At 56.4% G+C, this 24846-nt stretch carries 17 protein-coding genes and 6 tRNA genes; 16 read left to right on the forward strand and 7 right to left on the reverse strand.

From position 1 onward, the window contains the following. The first annotated feature begins 147 nt into the window (after positions 1-147). Both ACFPDR_RS11800 and lnt read left to right on the forward strand, forming a co-directional pair. Positions 148-1029, forward strand: coding sequence for an HlyC/CorC family transporter (locus ACFPDR_RS11800; protein WP_009463852.1), 882 nt, complete (start codon positions 148-150; stop codon positions 1027-1029). Further along, complete coding sequence (gene lnt / locus ACFPDR_RS11805; protein WP_251205003.1) at positions 1016-2668, forward strand: apolipoprotein N-acyltransferase; 1653 nt, start codon at positions 1016-1018, stop codon at positions 2666-2668. The genes ACFPDR_RS11800 and lnt overlap by 14 nt, the downstream gene beginning before the upstream one ends. 20 nt (positions 2669-2688) lie before the next feature. Here lnt and ACFPDR_RS11810 read toward each other — a convergent pair whose 3' ends face one another. Further along, positions 2689-5511 (reverse strand): EAL domain-containing protein, encoded by a 2823-nt coding sequence (locus tag ACFPDR_RS11810; protein ID WP_376911156.1) that lies wholly within the window; start codon positions 5509-5511, stop codon positions 2689-2691. Positions 5512-6067: 556 nt separating this feature from the next. Here ACFPDR_RS11810 and ACFPDR_RS11815 point away from each other — a divergent pair. From ACFPDR_RS11815 to ACFPDR_RS11840, 6 genes are all read left to right on the forward strand, one after another. Continuing rightward, positions 6068-6143: transfer RNA gene (locus ACFPDR_RS11815), tRNA-Ala, on the forward strand. Positions 6144-6170: 27 nt separating this feature from the next. Further along, a tRNA-Glu gene (locus ACFPDR_RS11820) sits at positions 6171-6246 on the forward strand. A gap of 20 nt (positions 6247-6266) precedes the next feature. Beyond that, a tRNA-Asp gene (locus tag ACFPDR_RS11825) sits at positions 6267-6343 on the forward strand. A 123-nt stretch (positions 6344-6466) separates the two neighbouring features. Then, positions 6467-6542, forward strand: a tRNA-Ala gene (locus ACFPDR_RS11830). A gap of 25 nt (positions 6543-6567) precedes the next feature. Next, positions 6568-6643 (forward strand) — tRNA-Glu (locus ACFPDR_RS11835). Positions 6644-6662: 19 nt separating this feature from the next. Next, positions 6663-6739, forward strand: a tRNA-Asp gene (locus ACFPDR_RS11840). Between the two features lie 91 nt (positions 6740-6830). On the opposite strand, the gene ACFPDR_RS11845 is transcribed toward ACFPDR_RS11840, so the two are convergent. Continuing rightward, complete coding sequence (locus ACFPDR_RS11845; protein WP_376911157.1) at positions 6831-8018, reverse strand: MFS transporter; 1188 nt, start codon at positions 8016-8018, stop codon at positions 6831-6833. 121 nt (positions 8019-8139) lie between these two features. On the opposite strand from ACFPDR_RS11845, the gene ACFPDR_RS11850 reads away from it, so the two are divergent. The 5 genes from ACFPDR_RS11850 (at position 8140) to ACFPDR_RS11870 (ending at position 16435) form a co-directional block, all read left to right on the forward strand. Next, positions 8140-10851, forward strand: a complete 2712-nt coding sequence (locus ACFPDR_RS11850) for an ATP-binding protein (protein ID WP_376911158.1) — start codon at positions 8140-8142, stop codon at positions 10849-10851. 175 nt (positions 10852-11026) lie between these two features. Continuing rightward, complete coding sequence (locus ACFPDR_RS11855; protein WP_035271186.1) at positions 11027-11638, forward strand: TetR/AcrR family transcriptional regulator; 612 nt, start codon at positions 11027-11029, stop codon at positions 11636-11638. A gap of 54 nt (positions 11639-11692) precedes the next feature. Further along, positions 11693-12778 carry an efflux RND transporter periplasmic adaptor subunit gene (locus ACFPDR_RS11860; protein ID WP_376911159.1) on the forward strand — a complete coding sequence of 362 codons (1086 nt, stop codon included), beginning with the start codon at positions 11693-11695 and terminating at the stop codon, positions 12776-12778. Beyond that, positions 12775-15837, forward strand: coding sequence for an efflux RND transporter permease subunit (locus ACFPDR_RS11865; protein WP_376911160.1), 3063 nt, complete (start codon positions 12775-12777; stop codon positions 15835-15837). Before ACFPDR_RS11860 ends, ACFPDR_RS11865 begins: the two co-directional genes overlap by 4 nt. 115 nt (positions 15838-15952) lie before the next feature. Continuing rightward, entirely contained in the window at positions 15953-16435 is a 483-nt protein-coding gene (locus tag ACFPDR_RS11870) for a DUF3293 domain-containing protein (RefSeq protein ID WP_035271189.1), read from the forward strand. On the opposite strand, the gene ACFPDR_RS11875 is transcribed toward ACFPDR_RS11870, so the two are convergent. Then, entirely contained in the window at positions 16412-16834 is a 423-nt protein-coding gene (locus ACFPDR_RS11875; RefSeq protein WP_060186313.1) for an acyl-CoA thioesterase, read from the reverse strand. The genes ACFPDR_RS11870 and ACFPDR_RS11875 overlap by 24 nt on opposite strands. Before the next feature lie 288 nt (positions 16835-17122). Here ACFPDR_RS11875 and bioB point away from each other — a divergent pair, with 288 nt between their 5' ends. The 3 genes from bioB (at position 17123) to ACFPDR_RS11890 (ending at position 20176) form a co-directional block, all read left to right on the forward strand. Further along, entirely contained in the window at positions 17123-18139 is a 1017-nt protein-coding gene (bioB, locus tag ACFPDR_RS11880) for a biotin synthase BioB (RefSeq protein ID WP_083054143.1), read from the forward strand. A gap of 1 nt (position 18140) precedes the next feature. After that, entirely contained in the window at positions 18141-18992 is an 852-nt protein-coding gene (locus ACFPDR_RS11885; RefSeq protein WP_060186311.1) for a hypothetical protein, read from the forward strand. A gap of 164 nt (positions 18993-19156) precedes the next feature. Then, positions 19157-20176, forward strand: coding sequence for a BMP family protein (locus ACFPDR_RS11890; RefSeq protein ID WP_081055405.1), 1020 nt, complete (start codon positions 19157-19159; stop codon positions 20174-20176). Positions 20177-20278: 102 nt separating this feature from the next. Here ACFPDR_RS11890 and ACFPDR_RS11895 read toward each other — a convergent pair whose 3' ends face one another. From ACFPDR_RS11895 to ACFPDR_RS11910, 4 genes are all read right to left on the reverse strand, one after another. Further along, positions 20279-21787 (reverse strand): MFS transporter, encoded by a 1509-nt coding sequence (locus tag ACFPDR_RS11895; RefSeq protein ID WP_251205093.1) that lies wholly within the window; start codon positions 21785-21787, stop codon positions 20279-20281. 167 nt (positions 21788-21954) lie between these two features. Then, complete coding sequence (locus ACFPDR_RS11900) at positions 21955-22464, reverse strand: peroxiredoxin (protein WP_009463866.1); 510 nt, start codon at positions 22462-22464, stop codon at positions 21955-21957. A gap of 332 nt (positions 22465-22796) precedes the next feature. Further along, positions 22797-24122 carry a TRAP transporter large permease gene (locus tag ACFPDR_RS11905; RefSeq protein ID WP_035271195.1) on the reverse strand — a complete coding sequence of 442 codons (1326 nt, stop codon included), beginning with the start codon at positions 24120-24122 and terminating at the stop codon, positions 22797-22799. Continuing rightward, a complete protein-coding gene (locus tag ACFPDR_RS11910) occupies positions 24119-24754 on the reverse strand; it encodes a TRAP transporter small permease (RefSeq protein ID WP_035271196.1) in 636 nt (211 codons plus the stop codon). Before ACFPDR_RS11910 ends, ACFPDR_RS11905 begins: the two co-directional genes overlap by 4 nt. Positions 24755-24846 lie beyond the last annotated feature (92 nt).

A 24846-nucleotide genomic window follows, 5' to 3' on the forward strand; every position in this document is an offset into this window, starting at 1 on the left:
TCGCCCACTTGTCACAAAGGGTCTCCCATCCCTGACAAAGCTGCGCCAATCCTCACTTCCCTTCCCGCATTCCGAATGATGACAGGTACATACCTTGTCATCATTTTTCGGTTATGCTTGTTTCTTCCTTAACTCGTCCTTCGGACAATGTCAGACTCTGCTCCCGACCCCGAGCCCCGCCCTTCCAAGGCCAGCTCAAACAATCCCATCTCTCGCTTAAGTGCTTTTTTCAATCGGCGTCACGAACCCGAAGACCGAGAAGACCTTAAGTCTGTCCTGGTTGCGGCCCACGCCCGCAAAGTTATCGACGACGAATCGCTGTCCATGATCGCCGGAACGCTGGATATGGCCAACAAAACAGTGGCCGATATCATGGTGCCCCGATCCAAGATCGATATGCTGGACATCGCCAAGCCCTTGACCGAGATGCTGCCCATCATTATTGAAACGGGCCACAGCCGCTTTCCGATCTACGAGACGGAGCGCGACAATATCATCGGTATCTTGCTGGCCAAGGACCTGCTGCTCTCGATCGCCAATCCCACGCTGGATTTGCGCCCGCTGATTCGCCCTGCGGTATTCATTCCCGAGACCAAGCGCCTGAACGTCTTGCTGCACGAGTTCCGTGGCAGCCGCAATCACCTGGCCGTCGTTATTGACGAGCACGGTGGTACAGCAGGCCTGGTCACCATGGAAGACGTGCTGGAACAAATTGTGGGCGACATCGAAGATGAATACGATGAAGACGCCGAGCAGACCATTTTCCAGGCCGGCCCCGACAGCTGGCGTGTCATGGCACTGACTGAAATCCCCGATTTCAACGAAGCCTTCCAGACCCACCTCCCTAACGACGACTTTGACACCGTAGGTGGTTGGCTGGCGTCCGAATTGGGACATATCCCTCGCCGGGGCGATGTGGCCCAGCTTGATGGCATCAGCCTCACGGTTGTCCGTGCGGATGCCAAACGAGCCCTTTGGTTGCACGTTCAGCGAGCCACACCCGCCGAGCCTAATCTTGAACAAGCCTGATTCCAAACCTTTACCCCAGGCGCTTGGCGTCGCTTTACTGCTGGTCCTGGGGGGCTTGCATGCCCTGTCCTTTTCCATTGGCCCGCTGCCATCCTGGATTCTGCCCTTCTACCAGATCACCTTGCTGGCCATTGCCTGCTCGCAGATCATGGGTTCGACGTCCGTGCGCCAGGCCTTTGGTCGCAGTTATCTGTTTGGGCTGGGGCATTTTGGCGTAGGGGTTTACTGGCTGTACATCAGCATGCACCAGTATGGTGGCATGCCCTCCTGGATGGCCGCCCTGGGCGTTTTGCTGCTGGCTGCCGCCCTGGCCCTCTTTCCTGCTCTGGCTTCAGCGGTTTGGCAAAAACTGCGCCCCAAACACGATAGTGATTCCTGGCTACCACGATTATTGTTATCAGCAGGCTGGGCAAGCTGCTGGGCATTAAGCGAATGGCTGCGCGGCAATTTGCTGACTGGCTTTCCTTGGTTGAATATCGGCTACGCCCACGCAGAAGGGATGTTTACCGGCTGGGCACCCGTTGTGGGTGTGTATGGCCTGGCCTGGCTGTCGGCTTTCAGCGCCGCCGTGATTGCCCAGTTTGCCGCCTCCAAAGACAAGAACCAAAGCCCTTCCAGCGCGATCGGCATTGGTATCGCCATGATTTTCGGCCTGATCGGGATCAGTCTGCCGCATATTGCCTGGGTCCAGCCCCATGGCGCGCCCTTTATTGCCCGCCTGGTGCAAGGCAATATCGATCAAAGCGCCAAGTTCGGCCCCAATATGAGCGAAGGTATAGAGCGTTACTACGAGCTGGCAAACCTGCCGGCCAAGACCCCCGAAGACGCGCCGCGCCTGATTGTTCTGCCTGAAACCGTTATTCCCGTGTTGCAAAACCGCCTGGAAACCAGCTTCTGGTTGCGCTGGACGGAACTGGCTCAGCGCCATCAAGCCAATCTGGTGCTGGGTGTCCCCATGGACCGTGGCACGGTCAACGGCAAGCTGAGCTACACCAACAGCGCCTTGCTGATCAGCCCCGAGACTCAGCCCCAGGACATCATCAATAGCACGGCCAGCTACTACGACAAGCATCATCTGGTGCCTTTCGGCGAATTCATTCCCACCGGCTTTCAATGGTTTGTGGACATGATGAATATCCCGCTGGGGGACTTCCATCGTGGCGCCTTGCCGCAAGCGCCCTTCAAGATGGCAGAGGGTCGTGTTGCCCCCAACATCTGCTATGAAGACGTGTTTGGTGAAGAGATCATCCAGGCCGTGCAAGGCAATCCTGGCCAGGAAGGCGCTACCTTGTTGTTGAACATCAGCAATCTGGGCTGGTTTGGCGATTCCTGGGCCTTGAGCCAGCACTTGCAGATCTCACGTATGCGGGCTCTGGAAACAGGCCGTCCCATGCTGCGTGCCACCAATACCGGCATGACAGCCGCCATTGACCCTTATGGCCGTGTTCGTGCGGTTCTGCCGCCCCTGACGCCGGGTGTGCTGGATGTGGAAGTTCAAGGCACAACGGGCCTGACTCCCTACGTGAAATACGGCAATCTGCCCTTCTTGATCTGGGCAGGCCTGCTTCTGATTATTTTTGCCTGGCGCTCTCGTCGTCAGGACTCAGCACCAACAAACTCACGGCAGGCTTTGCGCTAGCAGGGATTCAAAGGATTCTGCTATTGCAAAGCCTGCGGTGCATTCGGGTACAAGCGCGCGGCAAAACCACCGGCACGCTCCCGATTCCAGGTCTTGCACCAGTCCACGAACTCATCCGCCGGGATGGGCGTAGAGCACAAATAGCCCTGCATATAGTCGCAACCGGCGTTGTTCAACAAATCCAGTTGCTCGTGACTGGTCACACCTTCTGCCACTACCCGCAAGCCCAGCTTTTGCGCCATGACAATCATGGCCTGAGTCAGCACCAGATCCTCGCTGCTCAGGGCCAGATTGCGGATATAGCACTGATCAATCTTGAGCACATTGATGGAAAACCGCTTCAGGTGCGACAGAGAGGAGTAGCCGGTGCCAAAATCATCCAGCGCCACACTCATGCCGTACTCCCGCAAGGAGCGCAACTGCTGCAAGGCTTGCCCCTGATCGTCCAGCAATAAGCGCTCGGTAATTTCCACCACCAGCGCATCACCCGGAATGCCTTGGGTTTGCAGATACTCCACCCACTCGCGCGCGCAGGAGCCATTGAGCTTGAACTGCGCGGGCGAGACATTCAGGCTGACCCGGAAACCGGGGTCCAGCTCGTTGCGTAGTTTCACCGCGGCCTGGGCAGCCGTCTCGAACACCCATTCGCCAATCAGCACAATCAGACCGGAATCTTCGGAAAACGGAATGAATTCTGAAGGGGGCACCAAGCCCAACTGCGGGTGTTCCCAGCGTATCAAGGCCTCGGCACGGGTGACCTGCCCTGTACGCAAATCCACAATGGGTTGGTAATAAAGCTGGAACTGCTGCTCGCTTAGTGCCTTTTGCAAATCCTGCGAAAAACGCAGGCGCGCTTCCACGGCTTCGCTCATGGCAGGCAGGAAGCGACAGTATTGATTGCGGCCGCAAGCCTTGGCGGCGTACATGGCCATATCCGCATTCTTCAAAAGCTGGCCGGCATCATCGCCATCTTCGGGGAACAGCGTGATTCCCAAACTGGCGGAAACAGACACCGAGTTCTTGCCCAACTGGAAAGGCTCTTCAATCGTGTCCAGCAAACAGCGACAAGTGCGCTCCACAATCGAGGTATCGCTGATATCCGAGATGATGACGGTAAACTCGTCACCACCAATACGGGCCACGGTATCCGTTACCCGCACACAGCGCTGCAAACGCTGGGCCACTTCCTGCAGCAGGACGTCGCCCTTCTCGTGCCCCAAGGAGTCGTTCACATCCTTGAAAAAATCCAGATCCATAAAGATCAGCGCGAAAGGCAAGCCTGTGCGACGCGACTGCTCGCGCGCTTGCTGCAAGCGATCCTGGAACATCTGCCGATTGGGCAAGCCCGTCAAATGATCGTAATGCGCCTGCTTCCACATCTGCGCTTCACGCTTCTTATGGCTGGTGATGTCGGTGAACAAGCCAATATGGCGATACACCGTGCCATCCGGGTTCCAGGCAGTGCTGATGGTCAAACGCTCGGCAAAATCCTCGCCGTTCTTGCGTCGATTCCAGATATCGCCCTGCCACCGCCCGGTTTCCGAAATCTCGCGCCACATCTTGCGGTAGAACTCCGTGTCCTGACGCCCCGAGTTCAGGATAGACAAGGTGCGGCCCCGCACTTCGTCCAGCTCGTAGCCGGTGATGCGGCTAAACGCCGGGTTGGCATCTACCACATGGCCAAAACGATCCGTTACAACAATGGCTTCGCAAGTGTTCTCGTACACCACGGCCGCCAAACGACCCGTCACTTCGTTGCGCACCCGCGTGGTGATGTCCTGCACTACTGCCACCATGCCCATACGGCCCTCGAGCTCGATGGGAATGGCACAGATCTCGACATCAATGGATTTGCCGTCATAACGCAATGCCCGCGTTTCATAGCGCAAACTGCTGCCACCAGAACGCGAATCGGGCACCACTTGAGTCAAAGAAGGAAATCGCGGCGACAGAAAGACTTGATCAACCGTGAACTCCTGGCGCAATTGTGCACGGCTATATCCCAATGTCTCAGCCAGCTTTTTATTGACGAAATCAAAGCGGCCATCGCGGGATAAATAAACTCCCAATAAAGGGTTGTGGCTCAAACTGCGGCATATGGCGTTGAGCTGGGATAAATTGCGCTGCTGAATAGAAAGCTGCGCATCCAGCTGTTGAATCTGCAAACCGCAGTAATTCAAAATCTGCGACAAATAACGCGTTTCACTAGTGCCTGAACTGGTGCTTTTTGCACGGTAATTGCCGCCAGTAAAAGCCTGGCCTTGAGCCACCAGCTGTCGCAAGGGATCGGCTGCCCAGGCACGCAACATGAAGTAGGACAGACACAGCGCGATCAAATCCAGACCCAGCATGAAGAACACCGTCCAGCGGTGCTGCGAGCGGACGCTTTCACGCGAGGCATCAAACGCATCCAGCAATTGCTGGGTGTTATGACGAAATAACGAGTCTTCCGCGTTCAGGCTGGCCGCTGGCAAGAGCACTTGCTCGGAGCTGACCGGAAAATCCAGACGCATCAAGCGCCGCTGCCATTCATTACTTAGTTGAGAGACAAGCCCCAGCAAGGGCTTGTCCAGCGGGACCAGGACCACACCATCGACTACCCCGCCATCACGCAACAACTGCACCACCCCTTGGAACTGCTGATCCAAGTGGCGCAAACGGGCAGGCGTCGAACTGGAAGGCGCGGCCAGCGCCACGGAATAGCTGATATCAGAGAGCTGGCGCAGGAGGCCGCTACTTGCCTGCAGGCGAATTTCTGCCTGGTTTTGCTTGTAAATGACAGTAACCGTTGCGGAGATCAACAACAGCCAGACCAACAGCACCCAAATCAGCAAAGCACTCAAACTGATTCGTCTTTGTGCATCCACTGGAACAGGCAGAGGTGATGATATGCACTGCTTTGCTGACATAGCGCCATTAAATAAAAAAATGCAGGCTAAGTGAGGGGCCTACAAAACGTAATTATTGCAGGTGAAATGTTACTCAACGAAGCATACCATCATTAGATTACAGAGCAGCGCAAATTTCTCACAAACCCTGCATTTATGCGCCTAAGAAGGGAATTAGACGAGCCTGAAAGGGACAAAAAAACGACGCTAATAGTTGAAAGCATTTCCTTCTATTGAGCCACAAATGAAATGTTATGACACAAAGAAGATACAAAACTCCGTATAAAACAAAAAGATACAAGCGCATTTCAGGCTCACCCTGAGCCCTGTTTTCGGCTTCCGCACGCCGGGGGTATCGCCTCCTCTGCCTGCCCCATGCCCCTCCTCTGGCAGCCCCTCTGAAGTTTTTTCACTTTATTTTGGTTTTTTTCTTCAAAAGACTTGCACAAAGATAAAAACACCTTCATAATCTCAATTCTTCGTTGGTGGTCGACAAAAAGAACACCGAAATGGGGGTATAGCTCAGCTGGGAGAGCGCTTGCATGGCATGCAAGAGGTCAGCGGTTCGATCCCGCTTACCTCCACCAAAAAACGAAGATTAGCTGTAGAGTCCTGTCCCCTTCGTCTAGAGGCCTAGGACACCACCCTTTCACGGTGGGTACAGGGGTTCGAATCCCCTAGGGGACGCCAAGATTCTTGGCAACCGCTGCGGAGCGGTAGTTCAGTTGGTTAGAATACCGGCCTGTCACGCCGGGGGTCGCGGGTTCGAGTCCCGTCCGCTCCGCCAAAAGATTTAAAAATCAGTCCCAGACTGGTTTTAGCAGTTTGAAGTGGCAAGCCTCGTCAAGCCTGACACTTATTTCGATACTTTGGTTTTTTGACGCAGTTCAAAAACGAAGTAAAGAAAATTGGGGGTATAGCTCAGCTGGGAGAGCGCTTGCATGGCATGCAAGAGGTCAGCGGTTCGATCCCGCTTACCTCCACCAAAACGACGATTTAGTTGTAAGTCCTGTCCCCTTCGTCTAGAGGCCTAGGACACCACCCTTTCACGGTGGGTACAGGGGTTCGAATCCCCTAGGGGACGCCAAGATTCTTGGCACCGCTGCGGAGCGGTAGTTCAGTTGGTTAGAATACCGGCCTGTCACGCCGGGGGTCGCGGGTTCGAGCCCCGTCCGCTCCGCCAAAAAATTCAAAAAGCCTGATAGATTTCGATCTGTCAGGCTTTTTTCATTGGTGGATTTCGGCCTGCAAGCATGCGCACCAGAACACCTCTCTCAGCCTCTGGTGCCTATCGCTCGTCTACGAATACCGTGCAAAGAAAAACCGATAAGCACTAATGCCCCTCCAAACAGGCATACCGCATGCCACCCACCCAGACGCCAGGCAATACCAGCCCCCCATGAGCCAGTCGCACCACCCACGAACATGCCGCTCATAAATAGCGTATTCAATCGGCTCCTGGCCTCCGGACGGAGTGAGTAAATCACATGCTGATTGGAAATGAGTGCCAACTGCTCACCAATATCCAGCAACAAAATGCCCACAATCAAACCGGCAAGACTGCTCCAAAGCCCCAACACGGGGTATGACAGCAACATGATCAGGCAAGCAGCCGTGATAACAATCTGCGGTCCACGATGATCTGCGCTGCGACCCGCCAATGGAGCAATCAAAATCCCGGCAGCACCGACAACGCCCATCAAGCCAGCTACATCCGCTCCCAAGCCGTATGACTCCTGCATGTGCAATGCCAGAACTGTCCACAAACCCATAAAGGAGCCAAACAGGACCGCTTGAATACGGGTTGCTCTACGCAACAAAGGCTCTTCCCGCCACAGAACGATCAAGGACTTTATAAGGCTGAAATAACGTTGATGCACCTGGGGATTGCTATGGGGCAATTTGAGAAAAAGCATGAGCCAGGCAATCGCCGTCATCACTGCACCTAAGCAATATGTGGCCCGCCAGCCCCAATGATCGCCAATAAAGCCACCCACAGCCCTACCCAATAAAAGACCGCACAACACCCCGCTCATTACCGTGCCTACTACTTGTCCCCGGCGGCTCGGCGTCGCTAGTTCTGCCGCAAAAGGCACAATTTGTTGAGCGGCTGATGCAGAGATCCCCACCAACACGGACGCACAGACAAACCCCCAGGCATTAGGGGTTACCGCCAGACATACCAGCCCGACCAGCAAAACCGCCGCCTGCCCCAGAATCAATTTTCTACGGTCAACCCGGTCTCCAAGAGGGACCAGAAAAAACAGGCCGCAAGCAAACCCCAACTGGGTCGCCGTCGGGGCCAGATTAATCAGCCCTCTTTCCTGCGGAAATGCCTGTTGCAACAGTTCCAGAAGTGGCTGGTTGTAATAGACATTCGAGACAAATACGCCACAGGCAATCGCCATCACCATCAGAAGCGCCGTATCCAGACGACGCACCAAGGCGGATTCTTTGGACATCACTGACTCACAAAGTAAAAAGTAGGCTGTCATGGTGAAGGAACACGTAGCCAAAGTCTTTGGCCTACAATTTCAGACGTCTGAAATCTGCTTCTCCGCCCAACTTTACCCAGAGACAAGCATGTCTAACGGTACCCACCCCGCCCCTCAGAAACACTCAAGATCCGCCCAGGCCCGCGACGACGATATGCTGGCATTTGGCCGGTACCAGCTATTTCCGGGCCTGCGGCTTTTGCTGCGGGACGGTGTGCGGTTGGAGGTAGGCGAGCGTGCGCTTGATGTGCTCATCTACCTTGTAGAGGCAGCAGGAAAAGTGGTGTCAAAAGACTCGCTCCTTTCGCAGATATGGTCCAAGGACGTGGTCGAGGAAAACAGCTTGCAGGCACAGATCTCATCATTACGGAAAACTCTGGGTGACGATAGAGACCTTATTTCCACGGAATTTGGCCGAGGCTATCGATTCACCGGCGCTGTGCAACCCCATCAAGCGGCAAGCCCAATTATTGCTCATCAAACCCGGAGCAAACTGCCACGTCCCAGGTCCCCCTTGATCGGCCGTGTTGAGGAGCTACTGGAATTAAATCGGCTCCTTGCAAGCCAATGCCTGATCACGCTCGCCGGCCCTGCCGGTGTCGGCAAGACCCGTTTGGCCATAGAGCTGGCCTCTGAAGCAAGCCCACTTTTCCCTGATGGTGTTTACTTCGCGGACTTGTCCCAACTTGGCAGCCCCGCCCCTGTATTACCGAGCATCTCAAGCGCCTTGGCCGGCCTTGTCGGCACAGACACACAGGCCGCATCGCATCCAAACAGGGCACTCCTGCTAATTGATAACTGCGAACATGTCGCTTCGGCTTGCACACACGTGATTGAACAACTTCTGGAGGCCGACCCGAAGCTGAGCATCCTCCTTACCAGCCAAACCCCTTTGGGACTGGAGGGCGAGCAAGTCTTTCGCATCACCCCTCTCTGCGTCCCCGCAAACCCCATCAAGTTAGACAACGCACGAGCATACAGTGCTATCGAGCTGTTCGTACGCCGGGTTATCGCCGCAGACTATCACTTCAAGCTGACAGAAGATAATCTGGATCAAATTACGGCACTCTGCAGAGCGCTGGACGGGGTTCCCCTGGCGCTCGAAATTGCGGCTGCCCGAGTCCCCTCGCTAGGGCTGGCTGCCGTCGCTGAAGACCTGGCTATTTCCTCGGGTTTGCTGGCCGCCCGGAAGAACCCATCCTCGGGGCGCCACCAGACACTGGGCGAAGCCATGCAATGGAGTTACCACTTGCTGAACTCGCGTGAACAAAACGCTTTTCAGGAACTGGCTATTTTCCCTGGCGATTTCACCCTCTCCGCTGCAGAACAAATCATCTCCGCAAGGACCAAAGACTCGACCAGACTGCCCGACATTATTTACGGATTGGTTGAAAAGTCCCTGCTCACCCTGCAAGCCGGAACGCACACTATCCGTTATCGCTATCTGAGTATGCTGCGCGCATATGCCCTGGAGCAGCTTGGGGATCGACAGACTGTTTTGGCGGACAGACATGCGCACTTTACTGCCCAACTGGCATCCCAGGCTCAACACGACTGGATGTCCTTACCCACGCCCCAGTGGAGGCAGCAATATGAACACCACATCGATGACATCAGAACCGCTTTGGACTGGGCATTCCGAAATAATCAGCACCGCAGTCTGGGGCTCCATATCCTGGCCAACTCCGCCCCATTCTGGATACAGTTGTCGCTTCACGATGAAGGTCGTCAGAGAATTACGGATGCACTCAAACAAAGCACAGGCTCATCCCTAGAAGGACAGCAGGAGATGATGATTCAAGCCGCCCTGGCCACCTCCCTGACCTGGTCACGCGGCCCGACGCCAGAGAATGGACAGGCATGGACCCGAGCTGGCGAGCTCGCATTGCAGCTGGGCGACAGGGAGATGCAGCTACAAGCGGAATACGGCCTATGGCTCTTTCATCTTCGTAGCGGCCGGTACACCCAGGCTCTGGAACACGGCCAGAACATGGCGGATTTGGCTCTACAGTTCTCTGACCGAGCCGCTTTTCTGACTGCCCGCCGTCTAATTGGCACGTCCTATCATTTTTTAGGACGGCACGCTGAAGCCTTATTTGAAATCGAGGCCATGCTTGATGCCTATGTGCGCGACGAACGCCATGGCTCTCACTTCCGATTCGGATTGGATCAGCGCGTCGCGGGCTGGGCTTTTCTTTCCCGCATTCTATGGGTCATGGGGAACTCGAACAAAGCTCGCCATGCGGCCCAATTAGCGATCGAGGAGGCCATACCGCTGGATCACGCTTGCACCTTATGTTGTGCACTGGCGGAAGGAAACTGCACGGTGGCAGCGCTTTCAGGAGATAGCCAGGAGGTCACTCGAATGTCGCGAGAGCTTAATCAGCTTGCTGGTCAACATGGTTTGGAGTTCTGGGCACGGTATGGTTCGGCATTTACGCTTTGGGCAAAAGTCGCCGAGAACCCCGCTGAAGTTCCTTTCCAGACACTCCAGTCAGCTCTGACACAGTTACAGGAGCACGGGTTTGACACGGCATATTCTGTTTTCTTGTCTGACTTTGCACATGCAATGATCGAACAAGGGCATAGCCCGGAAGCGGTTGCACTCATCAAGGCCCGCCTTGCTGATGAGACCGCTGAAGAGCAACTATGGAACGCCCCAGAACTGTTGAGAATTCAGGCGCAGGCAATGATGCATCTCCCATCCGAACAACCATACGCATCAGCTACCTTGCAAAAAGCGCTATCCCTGGCACGCTCTCAACAAGCCAAAGCCTGGAAAGTCAGACTCAAAGCATGATCCCATCCTGCGGATGCCCTGCTGCCTGCTCAAGCCATCGGCTGATCTAAAAGGTTTGCCTGTCAAGAAGAGTCCCATCAAGCAAAAAAACGGGATATGTGGCCTCAATTTACTTGCCGCGGCTTAACAAGGAAGTTAATGTATTGCGTTATCGTTACTTCAACATTCAACTTCTATGCCAGCCAGTACCCTGGGCCAGCGTGGTCCGACCGAGCATCATCGCCGCGAACAGATCATTGAGCAGGCCAATACGCATTTCCGGCTCTATGGGTATCGCAAGACCTCTGTTGCCAGCCTGGCCAAATCCATAGGCGTGTCCAGCGCTTATCTCTATCGTTTTTTCGACTCCAAGCAGGCTATCGGCCAGGCGATCTGCCACTCTGTGCTCAAAGGCATGCACGTGCAGCTGCAACAGATTGTGGAGGGCGACTTGCCCCCTATCGAACGTCTGCGCCACTTCATTGAAACCGCCTGCACGCTAAGCCTGGAGCTGTTCTTGCAGGAAGGCCGCATGCAAGAAGTGGTCATTGAAGCGCTGCAAAACAATTGGGCAACAGTGGACCAGCATAGAGAAGATTTGCTGACCCAAATCACCGCCCTGGTGCGCGCGGGCCGTGAAAGCGGCGACTTTGAACGCCGCACGCCCTTGGACGAGGTGGTTCAAGGCATCCTGTTTGCCTTGACCGCCTGTCTACACCCTGTCTTGCTGGAAATACATCCGCCTGAAAAAACCCGTCAAGGTTTGCTGGTGGTAACGCAGCTTATCCTGCGCAGCCTGATGCCTTGAACATCACGCCCCAAGTTACAGTTCATCCAACTATTTACCTACCCGGAGTCCTGCATGGCTCTTTTTCGCTCTCTTAGTCCTGTCTTGAGTTTGTCCGTCGCCCTTGTACTGATGGGGTGCAGCCAGCAGACGCAGGAGGCCGACCCTCGCACTCAGGCTCCTTTGGTCATTCAAAGCGTGATTCAGCCCAAGGCCGATCAGCAGCGACGTTTCCTGGGACTGGTCAGCGCACGGGTGGAAAGCCCGCTGGCATTTCGGGTAGGCGGCAAGATTGATACACGCAAGGTCCAGAACGGCGAGCACGTGGAAAAAGGCCAGCTCTTGATGACGCTGGATCCCAAAGATCTGCAACTGGATTACCGCGCCCGTCTGGCTGCCGTGCAGGCCGCCCAGGCTCAGGCCGAACAAGCCCAGTCAGATTACAAACGCTTGTCCCTGCTGGTAGAGCAAGGCGGTGTTTCCCGTCAGGCGCATGAACAAAGCCAGAAGGCACTGCGTAGCGCACAGGCAAATCTGAAGTCCGCCCAAGCACAAGCTGAAATAGCCCGCAACGCCGACCAATACAGTTCCCTGAAAGCAGAAGCCAGCGGCATCATTACCGCCCAGATTGCGGATGTTGGCCAAGTTGTCAGCCCAGGGCAAGCCGTGCTGCGCCTGGCCCAGGACGGTCCACGTGATGTCATTGTCAGCCTGCCCGAGCAGTGGGATATTCCGCTGGGTACTCGCGCCACTATTGAGCTGACGGACTCCCAGGAAAGCCTGCCCGCCCAACTGCGCGAGTTGGCCCAATCCTCTGACCCTGCAACCCGCAGCTATCAGGCCCGCTTTTCCTTCGAGGGCGAGAATGTCACCGCAAGACTGGGTTCCAGCGCCATTGTGCATTTGACGCCCCCGGATGCAGACGCCTTGAATCAAGTGCCACTGACTGCAATTTACGATGCGGGTAAAGGGCCCGGTGTGTGGGTAATTGATGATCAGAAAACCGTGCACTGGCAGCCCGTGGCCATTGCCAAGCTGGCCCAGGAACACGCTTACCTTTCCCAAGGCCCTGAAGCCGGCACCGCCATCGTGGCGTTGGGCGCTAACCTTTTGCATGAAGGCCAGGAAGTTCGTCCTGAAACACGCGAGGTCAAGCAATGACAGGCCGCTTCAATCTCTCCGCTCTGGCGGTGCGTGAACGGGCCATCACGCTGTTTCTGATCATTGCTCTGGCAGCGTCCGGCATTTACTCCTTCGTGAAACTGGGTCGAGCCGAAGACCCGGCTTTTACCGTGAAAGTGCTGACCGTCACCGCCATGTGGCCCGGAGCCACCGCCCAGGAAATGCAGGATCTGGTGGCCGAGCCCATGGAAAAGCGCATGCAGGAACTGCGCTGGTTTGACAAGGTAGAGACGGTTACCCGTCCCGGCACCGCCTTGATGGTGGTGACCCTGAAAGACACCATGCCGCCGGCGGACGTTCAGAGCGAGTTCTATCAGCTCCGCAAGAAGCTGCAGGATCAGGCTCCGCGCTTGCCCAAAGGCGTGCAGGGGCCGTTTGTGAACGACGAGTACTCGGACGTGTCCTTCAGCCTGTTCGCGCTGCAAGCCCCTGGTTTGCCACCGCGCCTGCTGACTCGCGAGGCCGAGAAAGTACGCAGCCAGCTACTGCAAGTCCCTGGCGTCAAGAAGGTCAATATTCTGGGCGAGCAAAGCGAGCGTATTTTTGTCGATCTGGACGAAGCCAAGCTGCACAACCTGCAGCTCAACCCTCAACAGATTCTGGAAGCCTTGTCCAAGCGCAGCGCCATGACAGCCAGTGGTGCCGTCAGCACCGATGGCCCGCGCATTCACATGCGCCTTAGCGCCGGACTGGAGGATGTAGAGGCCATCAGCAATACCTATATCTACGTGCAAGGCCACAATCTGCGTCTGGGCGACATTGCCACCATCAGTCGTGGATACGAAGACCCGCCCAGCTTCGAGATTCACCACAACGCACAATTTGCCATGTTGCTGGATGTGGTGATGCAGGAGGGCTACAACGGCCTGTATCTGGGCAAGGATCTGGAAAAGGCACGGGAAGATATTGCCGCTGCCCTGCCCCTGGGCTTCTCCCTGGATACCGTCACCAACCAGTCGGTGAACATTGCCTCCGCCGTAGGCGAGTTCATGTTCAAGTTCTTCGCGGCGCTGAGCGTGGTGCTGCTGGTGTGTCTGGTCAGCATGGGCTGGCGGGTCGGGATCGTAGTGGCTGCCGCTGTGCCCCTGACGCTGGCCATGGTGTTCGTCATCATGATGATGACAGGCAAGGTGTTTGACCGGGTAACGCTGGGCGCGCTGATTATCTCGCTGGGCCTGCTGGTGGACGACGCCATTATTGCGATCGAGATCATGATCGTGAAAATGGAAGAAGGCATGGACCGCCTGAAAGCCGCCGCCTATGCCTGGAACCATACGGCAGCCCCCATGCTGTCCGGCACCCTGGTGACGATTATCGGCTTTCTGCCTGTGGGTTTTGCCCGTTCCTCTGCCGGGGAGTACGCCGGCAATATCTTCTGGATTCTGGCCGCTGCCCTGCTGACCTCCTGGCTGGTCGCGGTGGCCTTCACTCCCTACATGGGCGTGAAATTGCTGCCCGCCATTCCAGCCCGTCCTGGCGGCCACCAGGCCATTTACGACACTCCCAATTACATGCGCCTGCGCCGCATGATTGCCTGGTCGGTACACCACAAGTTTCTGGTGGCCGGAATTGTGGTGGCGGCCTTCGTGCTGGCGGTTGTAGGCATGGGTTTCGTCAAACAGCAATTCTTCCCCACCTCCGACCGACCCGAGCTGCTGGTAGAAGTGCAGTTACCTGAGGGCAGCAGTATTCAGTCCACGCAAGCCGTTACTCGCAAGGTGGAGAGCTGGTTGCGCGAGCAGCCCGAAACCAAGCTGGTCACCAGCTATGCCGGGCAAGGCGCACCGCGCTTTTTCCTGTCCTACAACCCTGAACTGCCTGATCCCTCCTTTGCTCGTCTGGTGGTGCTGACGGCTGATCACCACGACCGCGATGCGCTGCTGCAACGCTTCCGCCAAGTGGTGGCCGATGGCCTGACACCAGAAGCGCGCGTCCGTGCCACTCAGCTGGTGTTCGGGCCATCCACCAAATACCCGGTGGAGTTCCTGGTACGTGGCCCTGATCTGGACAAGCTACGTGATATTTCCGAGCAGGCCATGGCGGTGATGCGGGCCGACAAGGACATGCGTCAGGTGAACGTGGACTGGGGTTCGCGCGTACCCGTCCTGAAGCTGGACGTAGACCCGCAACGTCTGCAAGCCTTGGGGTTGAATCGCCAGAGTCTGGCCGAGCAAATCCAGTTGCAGCTGGATGGCACAACCGTTGCGGAATACCGCGAGGACCTGCGTAATGTGCTGGTTGTGGCGCGCAGCTCGGCCAGCAACCGCCATGACCCAACTCGCCTGTCCAGCCTGACCGTCATGAATGATCAGGGCCAGAACCTGCCCTTGGAGCAAGTCGGCAAGCTGGAAATCATCCAGGAAGAACCCAAGCTGGCACGTCGCAACCGCCTGCCCACCATGACCGTGCGAGGGGATATTGCTCCGCACGTGCAACCGGCAGAAGTGGCCAACCGGGTGATGAAGGAGTTTGCCTCCTTGCAGGCTTCCCTGCCCCCTGGCTACCTGATCGAGATGAGCGGCATCACCGCCGAGGCCAAGAAGTCCAATGACGCGCTGCTGCCCGTCTTCCCGGTCATGATTGCCTTGATGCTGCTGGTTATCGTGATTCAGGTACGTTCGCTCTCGAACATGATCATGGTGTTCCTGACCGCCCCCTTGGGCCTGATTGGCAGCGTGCCCGCCTTGCTGATCTTCCAGCAACCCTTTGGCTTTACGGCGATTCTGGGGCTGATTGGTCTGGCGGGGATCCTGATGCGCAATACCTTGATTCTGATTGAGCAGATCAAGACCAACCGGGCTGAAGGTGCCTCGCCCTACGATGCCGTGATTGAAGCCACTGTGCAGCGTGCCCGCCCCGTCATTCTGACGGCGCTGGCGGCGGTACTGGCCTTCATTCCGCTGTCCTTCTCCGTGTTCTGGGGTTCCATGGCCCTGACGCTGATCGGCGGTACAGCCATTGGCACCATCCTGACGCTCTTGTTCTTGCCCAGCTTGTATTCGATCTGGAATCGAATCCAGGATCCACGCGCCTCATAACTTGCTTGAAGGCTGAAACTGTGTAAATAATGGATGCATGGTTTGAACACAAACAAACCATGCATCCCACTGCCAGTCTTGTGGGTCCAGAGAACAGAACGACGCAAGATAGCTTATGTCTACACAGAAAGACCTGCCCGCCGCCCTGTCTCACGCTTTCGAGAAGGCGATCTACCGTGTACACAGCCCAAAGGGCGATATGGACGTGCGCATCGGCCAGCTCAACCGCCCTCTGAATCAATTACTGGAACAAGAAAACAGCCGTGGTGCGGCAATTTTGACCGCCTGCAATCCTGGCGCACAAATTTGCAGCCGTGCCTTTAACGATGCAGTTCAGGAAAGCTTGCTGCGCGATTTGCAGAAACTGGATCTGCGCTGGTGGCCCGCTGTGAATCTGGACCCCAAGGGCAAATGGCCGGATGAACCCAGCCTGCTGGTGCTGGACATCAGCCTGCAACAGGCACGCTGGCAAGCACGCCTGTTCAAGCAATTGGCTTTTGTCTATATACCGCTCAATGGCAAGCCGCAGCTGCATCAAGTGCAGCAGCGCCTGCCGGTGTCTGATCAGGCTGCTTCAAACAGCCCCGTTCCCTTCTAAGCGCTGACGAAAGTCTTCAGCAATGGCGGCACCTTTCAGCCGCCCTTCCGGCAAGACCTGCGCCCAGGCGCGCCACTCGTGGCCGGTTGCTACCAGCACGCCGTCCATATTGAAGACTTGATATTCAAGCTTGAAACGCCGGTCCAGCCATTGAGCCACATGCACGCAAACGCGAATCTCGCGATCATAGGTGACAGGTGCGCGGAAGTTGGCACCGACATCCACCAATGGCGTTACCGCATCATATTCCTGACGCAAGATACGCTGGCTCAAGCCTGCTTGCCGCAGCCACGCCTGATACGTGCAGTCAAACCAATAAAAATAATTGGGATAGAAAACAATCCCGGCCTCATCGCAATCACCCCATTCCACGGTGATGCGGCGCTCGAACACGTGCATGTTTATCCTTTTGCAAAATCGCCTGCCAGTTTACCTCGGATAAAAAGGTGGAAACCACGGTAATCAGGCACTGAATCAGCCGCTGAAACATTTTGCAAACACTGCCTTTGAAATAGTTTGTATCCCTCACAATAATTGAAATTAAGCGAAGTTAGCGACAATTTCGTCTAAGAATCACTGAAATAGGCCCCATAGCGAGAAAAGCCTCCGGAGCCTGCCAGCCCCAGGAGTCGTCTTTCACAGGCAGAAAACCTAGCATAGCTGCGTCACTGAATAAGGTAGCCTGCCATGTCTGTAAATACCCCCGCACCCTGGACGATTCGTCGCATCATGGAGCTTTACGAGCTGCCCTTTATGGACCTCGTGTTCCAGGCGCAGACCGTACATAGACAGCACCACCCGGCCAATCAAATCCAGCTCTCCAGTCTGCTCTCCATCAAGACAGGCGCCTGTCCCGAAGATTGCTCCTACTGCCCGCAATCCTCCAAATACCAGACCGAGCTGGAACCTGAACCCTTGATGCCCCTGGAACAAGTATTGGAAGCGGCCCGCGCCGCCCAGGCACAGGGTGCTCAGCGTTTTTGCATGGGTGCCGCCTGGCGCTCTCCTACCGAAAAACAGTTGGACCAGGTAGTTGAGATGGTTAGCGCCGTCAAAGCGATGGGGCTGGAAACCTGTGTCACCTTGGGCATGCTCAAAGACGGTCAGGCGCAGCGCCTGAAAGATGCCGGGCTGGACTACTACAACCACAATCTGGACACCTCCCCCGAGTTCTATGGCCAGATCATCAGCACACGCACGTACCAGGACCGCCTGGACACGCTGGAACGCGTACGCGCAGCCGGTTTGAACAGTTGCTGCGGCGGGATTATCGGCATGGGTGAAAGCCGTCGCGAGCGTGCTGGTCTGCTGGCTCAGCTGGCCAATATGCGCCCTTACCCCGAGTCCGTGCCTATCAACCAATTGGTGAAAGTACCGGGCACGCCGCTGGATCAGGTCGATGATCTGGACCCCTTCGAGTTTGTACGTACGATTGCCATTGCGCGTATCCTGATGCCCACCAGCGCCGTGCGCTTGTCGGCGGGTCGCGAAACCATGGATGACAGCACCCAGGCCCTGTGCTTTATGGCCGGTGCCAACTCCATTTTCTATGGCGAGCAATTGCTGACTACCGGCAACCCGCAGTTTGTGGCGGACCAGGATCTGTTTGCCCGCCTGCAACTGGAAGCGGCCAAAACCACACTGTCCGAACCCCCTCTGTCATTGGAACAAACCCGTCCACGCGCTATGGTCGAGGCCCTCTAACATGCTCACTCTGATCGCCAGCATTCTGTGCAGTGTTGCCGTTTCCATTCTGCTGAAAGTCGCTCGCCAGCGGCAGATCGATGTCGCCCAGGCCATCATGGTCAACTATGGCGTGGCGGTCACCTTGAGTCTGGTATTGCTGCAACCGCATCCCAGCAGTCTGCTGAATCCTGCTACCCCCTGGTGGATTCTGATTGCCTTGGGTGTGCTCTTGCCCAGCGTCTTTCTGTTCATGGCGGCGGCAGTGCGGCAAGCCGGGATTGTGTTGAGCGATGCTGCCCAGCGCCTGTCCCTGTTCATTCCCTTGTTGGCGGCCTTTCTCTTGTTTGGCGAGCATCTGGCTGGTCAGAAACTGCTGGGCATCGCCCTGGCCCTGATTGCCTTGCTGTGCCTGCTGATACGTCCGCGGCAGGCCAGTAGCCAGGAAGCAGGCTCCGGGCATCCTGCCCTGATGCTGCTGGCTGTGTGGCTGGGCTATGGCGTGATCGACATCATGTTCAAGCAGCTTTCCAAAGCCGGTGCAGCTTTCTCCAGCAGTCTGGTGGTGTCCTTCTCGCTAGCCGGTGTGCTGATGCTGTGCTGGCTGCTGGCCAAGCGCACCAGCTGGCACAAAGGCAGCCTTTTAGCCGGTCTGGTGCTGGGCCTGCTGAACTTCGGCAATATTTTCTTTTATATCCGCGCCCACCAGATCTTCCCGGAGAACCCCACTCTGGTGTTCTCGGCCATGAATATTGGTGTGATTGCCATGGGTGCCATCATCGGCGCGGGCTTCTTCAAGGAAAAGCTCAGCGCGCTCAATATGGTGGGGGTTGCCCTGGCCATTGGCGCTATCGTGGCCCTGATTCCGCGGTGAACAATATCGGGCGTGTCTCATACATGCCCGCGTAAACGCACTATACGAGAATTCTTATATTTGACATTTAAAACTTCAGGGACCGCGGCTTTTCATCTCCTGTAGATTAGAAAAAAACGATTTTTACCGACGCCCACGTCGGAGACTACACAGGAGACATGATCATGACCGGATTTACCCGTCGACAGTTACTGCTGGCCGCCGCTTCTGCTGGAGCCGGCGCACTGGCTGCCCCTTGGCTTGGCCGCAGTGTGCTGGCGGCCAACAAACCCGTCGTTGCCGCCCTGTTCTGCGGCCACATTGATGACAACGGCTTCATGCAAGCTGGTTATCAGGGCTTCAAGAAGGCCATGGACCAGTTGCCCATTACTGGCCACTACAAAGACCAGGTGGCTAACGAAACCCAGGCGCAAATTGCCGCTCTGCGCGAACTGGCAACACAATACAAACCGGCCTTGCTGATCGCCCACGGCGGTCAGAACACCGATGCTGCCCTGGCCGTTGCCAAGGAGTTTCCGGATACCCGCTTTGTGATCACGCAAGGTGCCGTCACTGCGAGCAATCTGAGCAGCTATGACGTGCGCCAGGAAGAGTCAGCCTGGCTGGCCGGCGCCTATGCCGCCCTGATGACCAAGACCGGCGTGGTGGCCCACCAGTCCGGCATACGCGTGCCCCCTGGTTTGCGCGCCCGCGCTTCCTATGCCGCTGGCGTCAAGCACGCCAATCCGGATGTGAAGCTGCTGACAAACTTCTCCGGCAACCAGGATGATATTGAGCTGGCCGCGCGGGTCACCCAGGCACAGGCCAAAGCTGGTGCAGACATCATCTACACCATGCTGAACAAAGGCCGTAGCGGCACAACGCAGGCCTGCCGTGAACTGGGTATCAAAGAAATTGGCAATGTAATTGACTGGGTCGCCCGCGAGCCCGACGTATTCGTCGGTTCCGCCTGGGCCGATGTAGGCATTGGCGTATTTGAAGCTTGCAAGGATCTGAACGAAAACAAGTTCGAATCCGGCAAGATCTTCAAGGTTGGCCTGCAGCAACCGGATGCGGTGCGCCTGATCATGGCCCCGGACACACCGGATGCCGTGCGCCAGCGTATTGCAGCGCTGCAGCAGGATATTCTGGCTGGCAAGATTGAGGTTGAGGCCGAATTCAAAGGACCTGAGTTCCAGATTTAAGATCCGGGCAGAAATAAAAAACCCAGGCTTGGCCTGGGTTTTTTTTATGAGTGAATCATGCTCGTAAACCGCTATGAGAACATGCTCGATTCTGGCGGCGACCTAAGGGGCTGGATCTGAGGGTTTACGTGCTTTCTCTGCGTCTTTCTCAGCGCTCGAGCTTTCCACATCTGCCGCGCTCCCAAAAGCATCCAAGCCTTCAGAATTCACAGAACTTCCAACAACAGAATCAGCCCGTTTGTCGTCCTCGGCAAGTGTCGCCTCTGCAGCCTCATCCTCCGCCTTGCGCTCCGCAGCCGTGCTTTCCGTCGTCGCAGGCACCCGCTCTTCAACAGGCGGCAGATCCTCGAACACAGGGTCGTGCGACACGTCAGAGCTGATATCTACCCGTGGGTCCAGTGCCACCGCCGCAGCCGAGCTTTGCAAGCTGTCTGGCATAGGCACAAAGGTAGTAGGCGCATCCTGGCTCAAGTGATCGCCCAGTACCTTTTGCGGGCGGACCAGCAGAACCAAAGCCAAGCCACAGGCTGCCACGAAGATGTAGTAGAGATTGCTGCCGATATAAGACATCAGGCCGCCGGCAAGCAGCGGCCCCAGACAGGCCCCCAGGCCATACACCATATACAAAATGGCACTCAAGCCAACTCGCCGCTCCGGATCCACGTTGTCATTGGCAAAAGCCGCGCCCAAGGGATACAGCGTAAATTGCAGAATCCCGAACAACGCCGAAAAAATCAGCAGAAACCAGAATGGGGCCTCAAACCAGCCCCACAAAGGAATGGCCAAGGCCAGCAAACAGATCGCGTTAATGCGGATCAGTTTGACGCGATTCATGCGATCCGCCAGCCAACCCACCGGCCATTGGGCCAGCACACCGGCGGCCACAGACACGGCGACAAACAAGGCAGCCTGCTCATTGCTTAGATGAACGCGCACCGCATACACCGGCGCCAGACCATAAAAGGCCCCGGTCAACATACCGGCGACCAGCAGCACCATCATGGACAAGGGCACGCGGTCCACGTAATAGCGTGCGTTAATGGGCGCGGGCACTTGCAAGGGTGGGTGACTGCGACGGGTAATCGCCACCGGCACCAGACTGAAGGCCGAACAGATCGCCACAAAAACCAACGGCTCGTAATTCAGATGCGGGAACAGGGTCAAAGACAACTGCCCCAGCACTGTGCCCAGGCTGGAGAACACCATGTAAAAGGCAAAAATGGTGCCACGCTGGCTATTGTCGCTTTGCTCGTTCAGCCAGCTTTCAATCCCCATGAACTGCACCACCATGGCCGCGCCCGCCAAAAAGCGTAGCAGCAGCCAGACGTACATGGAATCAACCAGAATCTGAACCAGCACACAGATGGTGACAATGGCAGCACTGGCGGCGTACGCCCGAATATGACCCACGCCCATGATCAGGCGGTGACCCATGCGAGCACCAAATACCAGGCCCAGGTAATACACCGCAATCAGCCCGCCAATCCATACCTCTGACACCGAGATGGCCGTCAGGCGCACCCCCATGAAGGTATTGAACAGGCCCGAGCTGAGCAAGAGCATCAGGGTCGCAAAGTACAGGGACGAAAACGCACCCACCGATGACAGCATCCAGACATCCTAAAAAAACCGCGGCACCGGCCCCCAACTCTCGCCACCATCTAGTTTCCGGCCTGGGTTTTGCGACAGGAGCACGGTAAAAAAAAGCGCCAGCTTGCCGCCAGCGCCTTGTAATCCTTCTATCCCTCGCCACGCCGGACTGGCGGGGGATCAGATATTTACGACTTTACCTGTTTCAACAGGGTGTCTGCATCCGATGTGTGCAGGCCGCCGTCGTTATCAATGTTCAGTTGTTTGACAACGCCGTCTTCCAGCAAGGCAGAGAAACGCTTGGAGCGCACACCCAGGCCTTTGGACGTCAGGTCAAATTCCAGACCCAATGCTTTGGTCCAGACAGCACTGCCGTCGGCCAGCAAACGTACTTTGCCATTAACGTTCAGGGACTTGCCCCAAGCGCCCATTACGAAAGGATCGTTCACTGCCACGCACCAGATCTCGTCTACGCCGGCAGCCTTGAACTCGTCTGCCTTGGCAATAAAGCCAGGCAAGTGCTGCTCGGAGCAGGTGGGGGTGAAAGCGCCAGGAACGGCGAACACGGCAATTTTCTTGCCTTTAACCAGATCAGCCACCTGAAAGTTGTTGGGGCCCATAGGGCAGCTTTCTGTGGCGGTTTCAATGTACTCGCTAAGGGTCGCGTCTGGAACGCGCGCACCGACTGAAATGGACATAAGGTCTCCGTATGAATAAATACCGCCAGTATGGCGGCCCGAACTACCTATGATACTAATAGACTGGCCTGTCTTAGCAAATAACACTTATCAGTACGTTTCACAGGGCTACAAAACCGCGCGGGGTCTGGACACAAAAAAGCCCTCACGCTACGCCTTTTGCTTGCCGCCCCCCGAGGGGGAGCGTTTGCCTTGGGACGGCCCAGCGACAAAAAAAAGCCGGGCTTTTTGCCCGGCCTTCAAGGTGATTCACGTCTTGCGCAGCTTGCATCAAGCCGTACTGCCACATCATGGGCTCACCTTGCCCTGCTCGCGGATAGCGATCAGGACTACTACAGCCATCCCATCATGCGGGGCAGCCAAAGCGTAATTTCAGGTACGAAGGTAATCATCAACAGGAAGGCCAAACCAGTCAGCAACCAAGGCAATGTGGACTTGGTAACTTCGGTCAGGCCCAACTTCGATATGCTGGACGCCACATACAGGTTCAAACCCACTGGTGGTGTCGCCAGCCCAATCTCCATGTTCACCACCAGCATGATGCCAAAGTGAACCGGGTCCATGCCCAGCTTCATGGCGACAGGGAACAGGATGGGAGCCATGATCAGAATCAGTCCCGAGGGCTCCATCACCATACCGATCACCAGCAACAGGACGTTCACGAACAGCAGGAAGGCGATCAGGCCCATGCCTTGCGACACGATCCATTCCGCGATGGCCTGTGGAATCTGCTCGGACGTCAGAATGAAGGCGAACATGACCGCGTTGGTGATGATGTACAGCAGCATGGCACTCATGGCTGCCGATTCCAGCACAATGCGTTTGACCTCGCGCAGCTTCACGTCCTTGTAGACCCAGACCGCAATCACAAAGGCGTAAACCGCACTGATAGCTGCTGCTTCGGTAGGCGTGAACACACCGGAGTAAATCCCGCCCATCACGATAACGATCAGCATCAGGCCCCAGATGGAGTCCATGAAGGCACGCCAGCGTTCCTTGTAGGATGCGCGGGGCATACGGGGGTAACCCAGTTTCCAGGCGCGGAACATGGTGGTTGCACCCAGGAAAAACGCCAGAATCAAACCCGGAACCACACCGGCAATAAACAGCTGACCAATAGAAGCCGTACCGACTTTGACCCCATCCGGGCCTTCAACCATCATGCCGCTGGTTGCCACGGCGTACATCACCATCACAATCGAGGGTGGCAGCAAGATGCCCAGACCGCCGGAAGTCGCCACAATGCCAGTCCCGAATTGCACGGGGTAGCCTTGTTTGACCATGGCCGGAATCATGATGGAACCAATGGCCGCCACCGTGGCAGGCGAGGAACCACTGATAGACGCAAACAGGGCGCAAGCCAGCACCGCAGCCAGACCCATGCCGCCGGGCAAGTGGCCGACCATGGAAGCGGCAAAGCGAATCATGCGTTGTGCGACCCCGCCATGCGTGAGGAAGCTACCGGCCAGGATGAAGAACGGAATCGCCATGATCTCGAACTTCTCGATCCCGGTGAACAGCTTGAGCGCAATACTATCCATCGGTACTTCGGTCATGGTGAACAGGAAACCCATCACCGTCAGACCCAGGGCAATCGATACCGGCATGCCTGTCAGCAACAGGATAGCCAGCAAGGCAAAAATAATCAGGGCGGTCATGCGCGCGCTCCTTCGGATTCAGACACACCGCGCTCTGTTTCAGCGATCAGATCCGCCGCAGGCTCGTGATGAGGCAAATGGCCCGTCTGGATAAAGTTCATCAAGGCTTGCAGGAAGCGGAAGCACATCAGCAAGGAGCCCGCGGGCACCGCCAGATACACAATCCATACCGGCACTTCCAGGTCAGCCGACACCTGAGCAGTCTGGGCAATGCCATACACAAAGCGGCCACCAATCCAGGCAACAATGGCTGTGAACAAGGCACCGGCGAACAGGGAAATCACCACCAGCAGATGACGCCAGCGTGGGCCCACAGCGTTTACCAGCACGTCCACACCCACGTGGATACCAACACGAACGCCGTAAGCGGCGCCGAACTTGGCCATCCAGACAAACAGGTAAATGCACAGCTCCTGTGCCCAGAGCAAGTTGACGCCGGCCACGCTTCGGTAGGTAGAACGGGCCATGGCGGTAATGGACTCATAACCCTGAGCCCGCGACCAGGACACCAGATCAGCCAGCAGGCTGACCGAGTAGCGCTGGCAGACCGCTACAAAAATAATCACTACGGCCGCCACCATCAGAAATGAGATGAACATTTCCTCAAAGCGGTCCAGAAATCGTAAAAACATGGGTAGCTCCAGACTACAGTCTGCCCGCCCGGGGGCCGGGCAGACACAAGCATGTAGCGGGAAGAAAAGAAGAACAGGTCTGAATCAGACCT

The organism is Alcaligenes sp. GCM10023179, assembly GCF_042653705.1.
Classification (GTDB): Bacteria; Pseudomonadota; Gammaproteobacteria; order Burkholderiales; family Burkholderiaceae_B; genus Alcaligenes; species Alcaligenes phenolicus.

Coding starts and splice junctions, on each gene's coding strand:
- ACFPDR_RS11800 (WP_009463852.1), top strand. CDS start 148: ATGTCAGACTCTGCTCCCGACCCCGAGCCCCGCCCTTCCAAGGCCAGC.
- ACFPDR_RS11845 (WP_376911157.1), bottom strand. CDS start 8,018: ATGTCCAAAGAATCCGCCTTGGTGCGTCGTCTGGATACGGCGCTTCTG.
- ACFPDR_RS11850 (WP_376911158.1), top strand. CDS start 8,140: ATGTCTAACGGTACCCACCCCGCCCCTCAGAAACACTCAAGATCCGCC.
- ACFPDR_RS11855 (WP_035271186.1), top strand. CDS start 11,027: ATGCCAGCCAGTACCCTGGGCCAGCGTGGTCCGACCGAGCATCATCGC.
- ACFPDR_RS11860 (WP_376911159.1), top strand. CDS start 11,693: ATGGCTCTTTTTCGCTCTCTTAGTCCTGTCTTGAGTTTGTCCGTCGCC.
- ACFPDR_RS11865 (WP_376911160.1), top strand. CDS start 12,775: ATGACAGGCCGCTTCAATCTCTCCGCTCTGGCGGTGCGTGAACGGGCC.
- ACFPDR_RS11870 (WP_035271189.1), top strand. CDS start 15,953: ATGTCTACACAGAAAGACCTGCCCGCCGCCCTGTCTCACGCTTTCGAG.
- ACFPDR_RS11875 (WP_060186313.1), bottom strand. CDS start 16,834: ATGCACGTGTTCGAGCGCCGCATCACCGTGGAATGGGGTGATTGCGAT.
- bioB (WP_083054143.1), top strand. CDS start 17,123: ATGTCTGTAAATACCCCCGCACCCTGGACGATTCGTCGCATCATGGAG.
- ACFPDR_RS11885 (WP_060186311.1), top strand. CDS start 18,141: ATGCTCACTCTGATCGCCAGCATTCTGTGCAGTGTTGCCGTTTCCATT.
- ACFPDR_RS11890 (WP_081055405.1), top strand. CDS start 19,157: ATGACCGGATTTACCCGTCGACAGTTACTGCTGGCCGCCGCTTCTGCT.
- ACFPDR_RS11895 (WP_251205093.1), bottom strand. CDS start 21,787: ATGCTGTCATCGGTGGGTGCGTTTTCGTCCCTGTACTTTGCGACCCTG.
- ACFPDR_RS11900 (WP_009463866.1), bottom strand. CDS start 22,464: ATGTCCATTTCAGTCGGTGCGCGCGTTCCAGACGCGACCCTTAGCGAG.
- ACFPDR_RS11905 (WP_035271195.1), bottom strand. CDS start 24,122: ATGACCGCCCTGATTATTTTTGCCTTGCTGGCTATCCTGTTGCTGACA.
- ACFPDR_RS11910 (WP_035271196.1), bottom strand. CDS start 24,754: ATGTTTTTACGATTTCTGGACCGCTTTGAGGAAATGTTCATCTCATTT.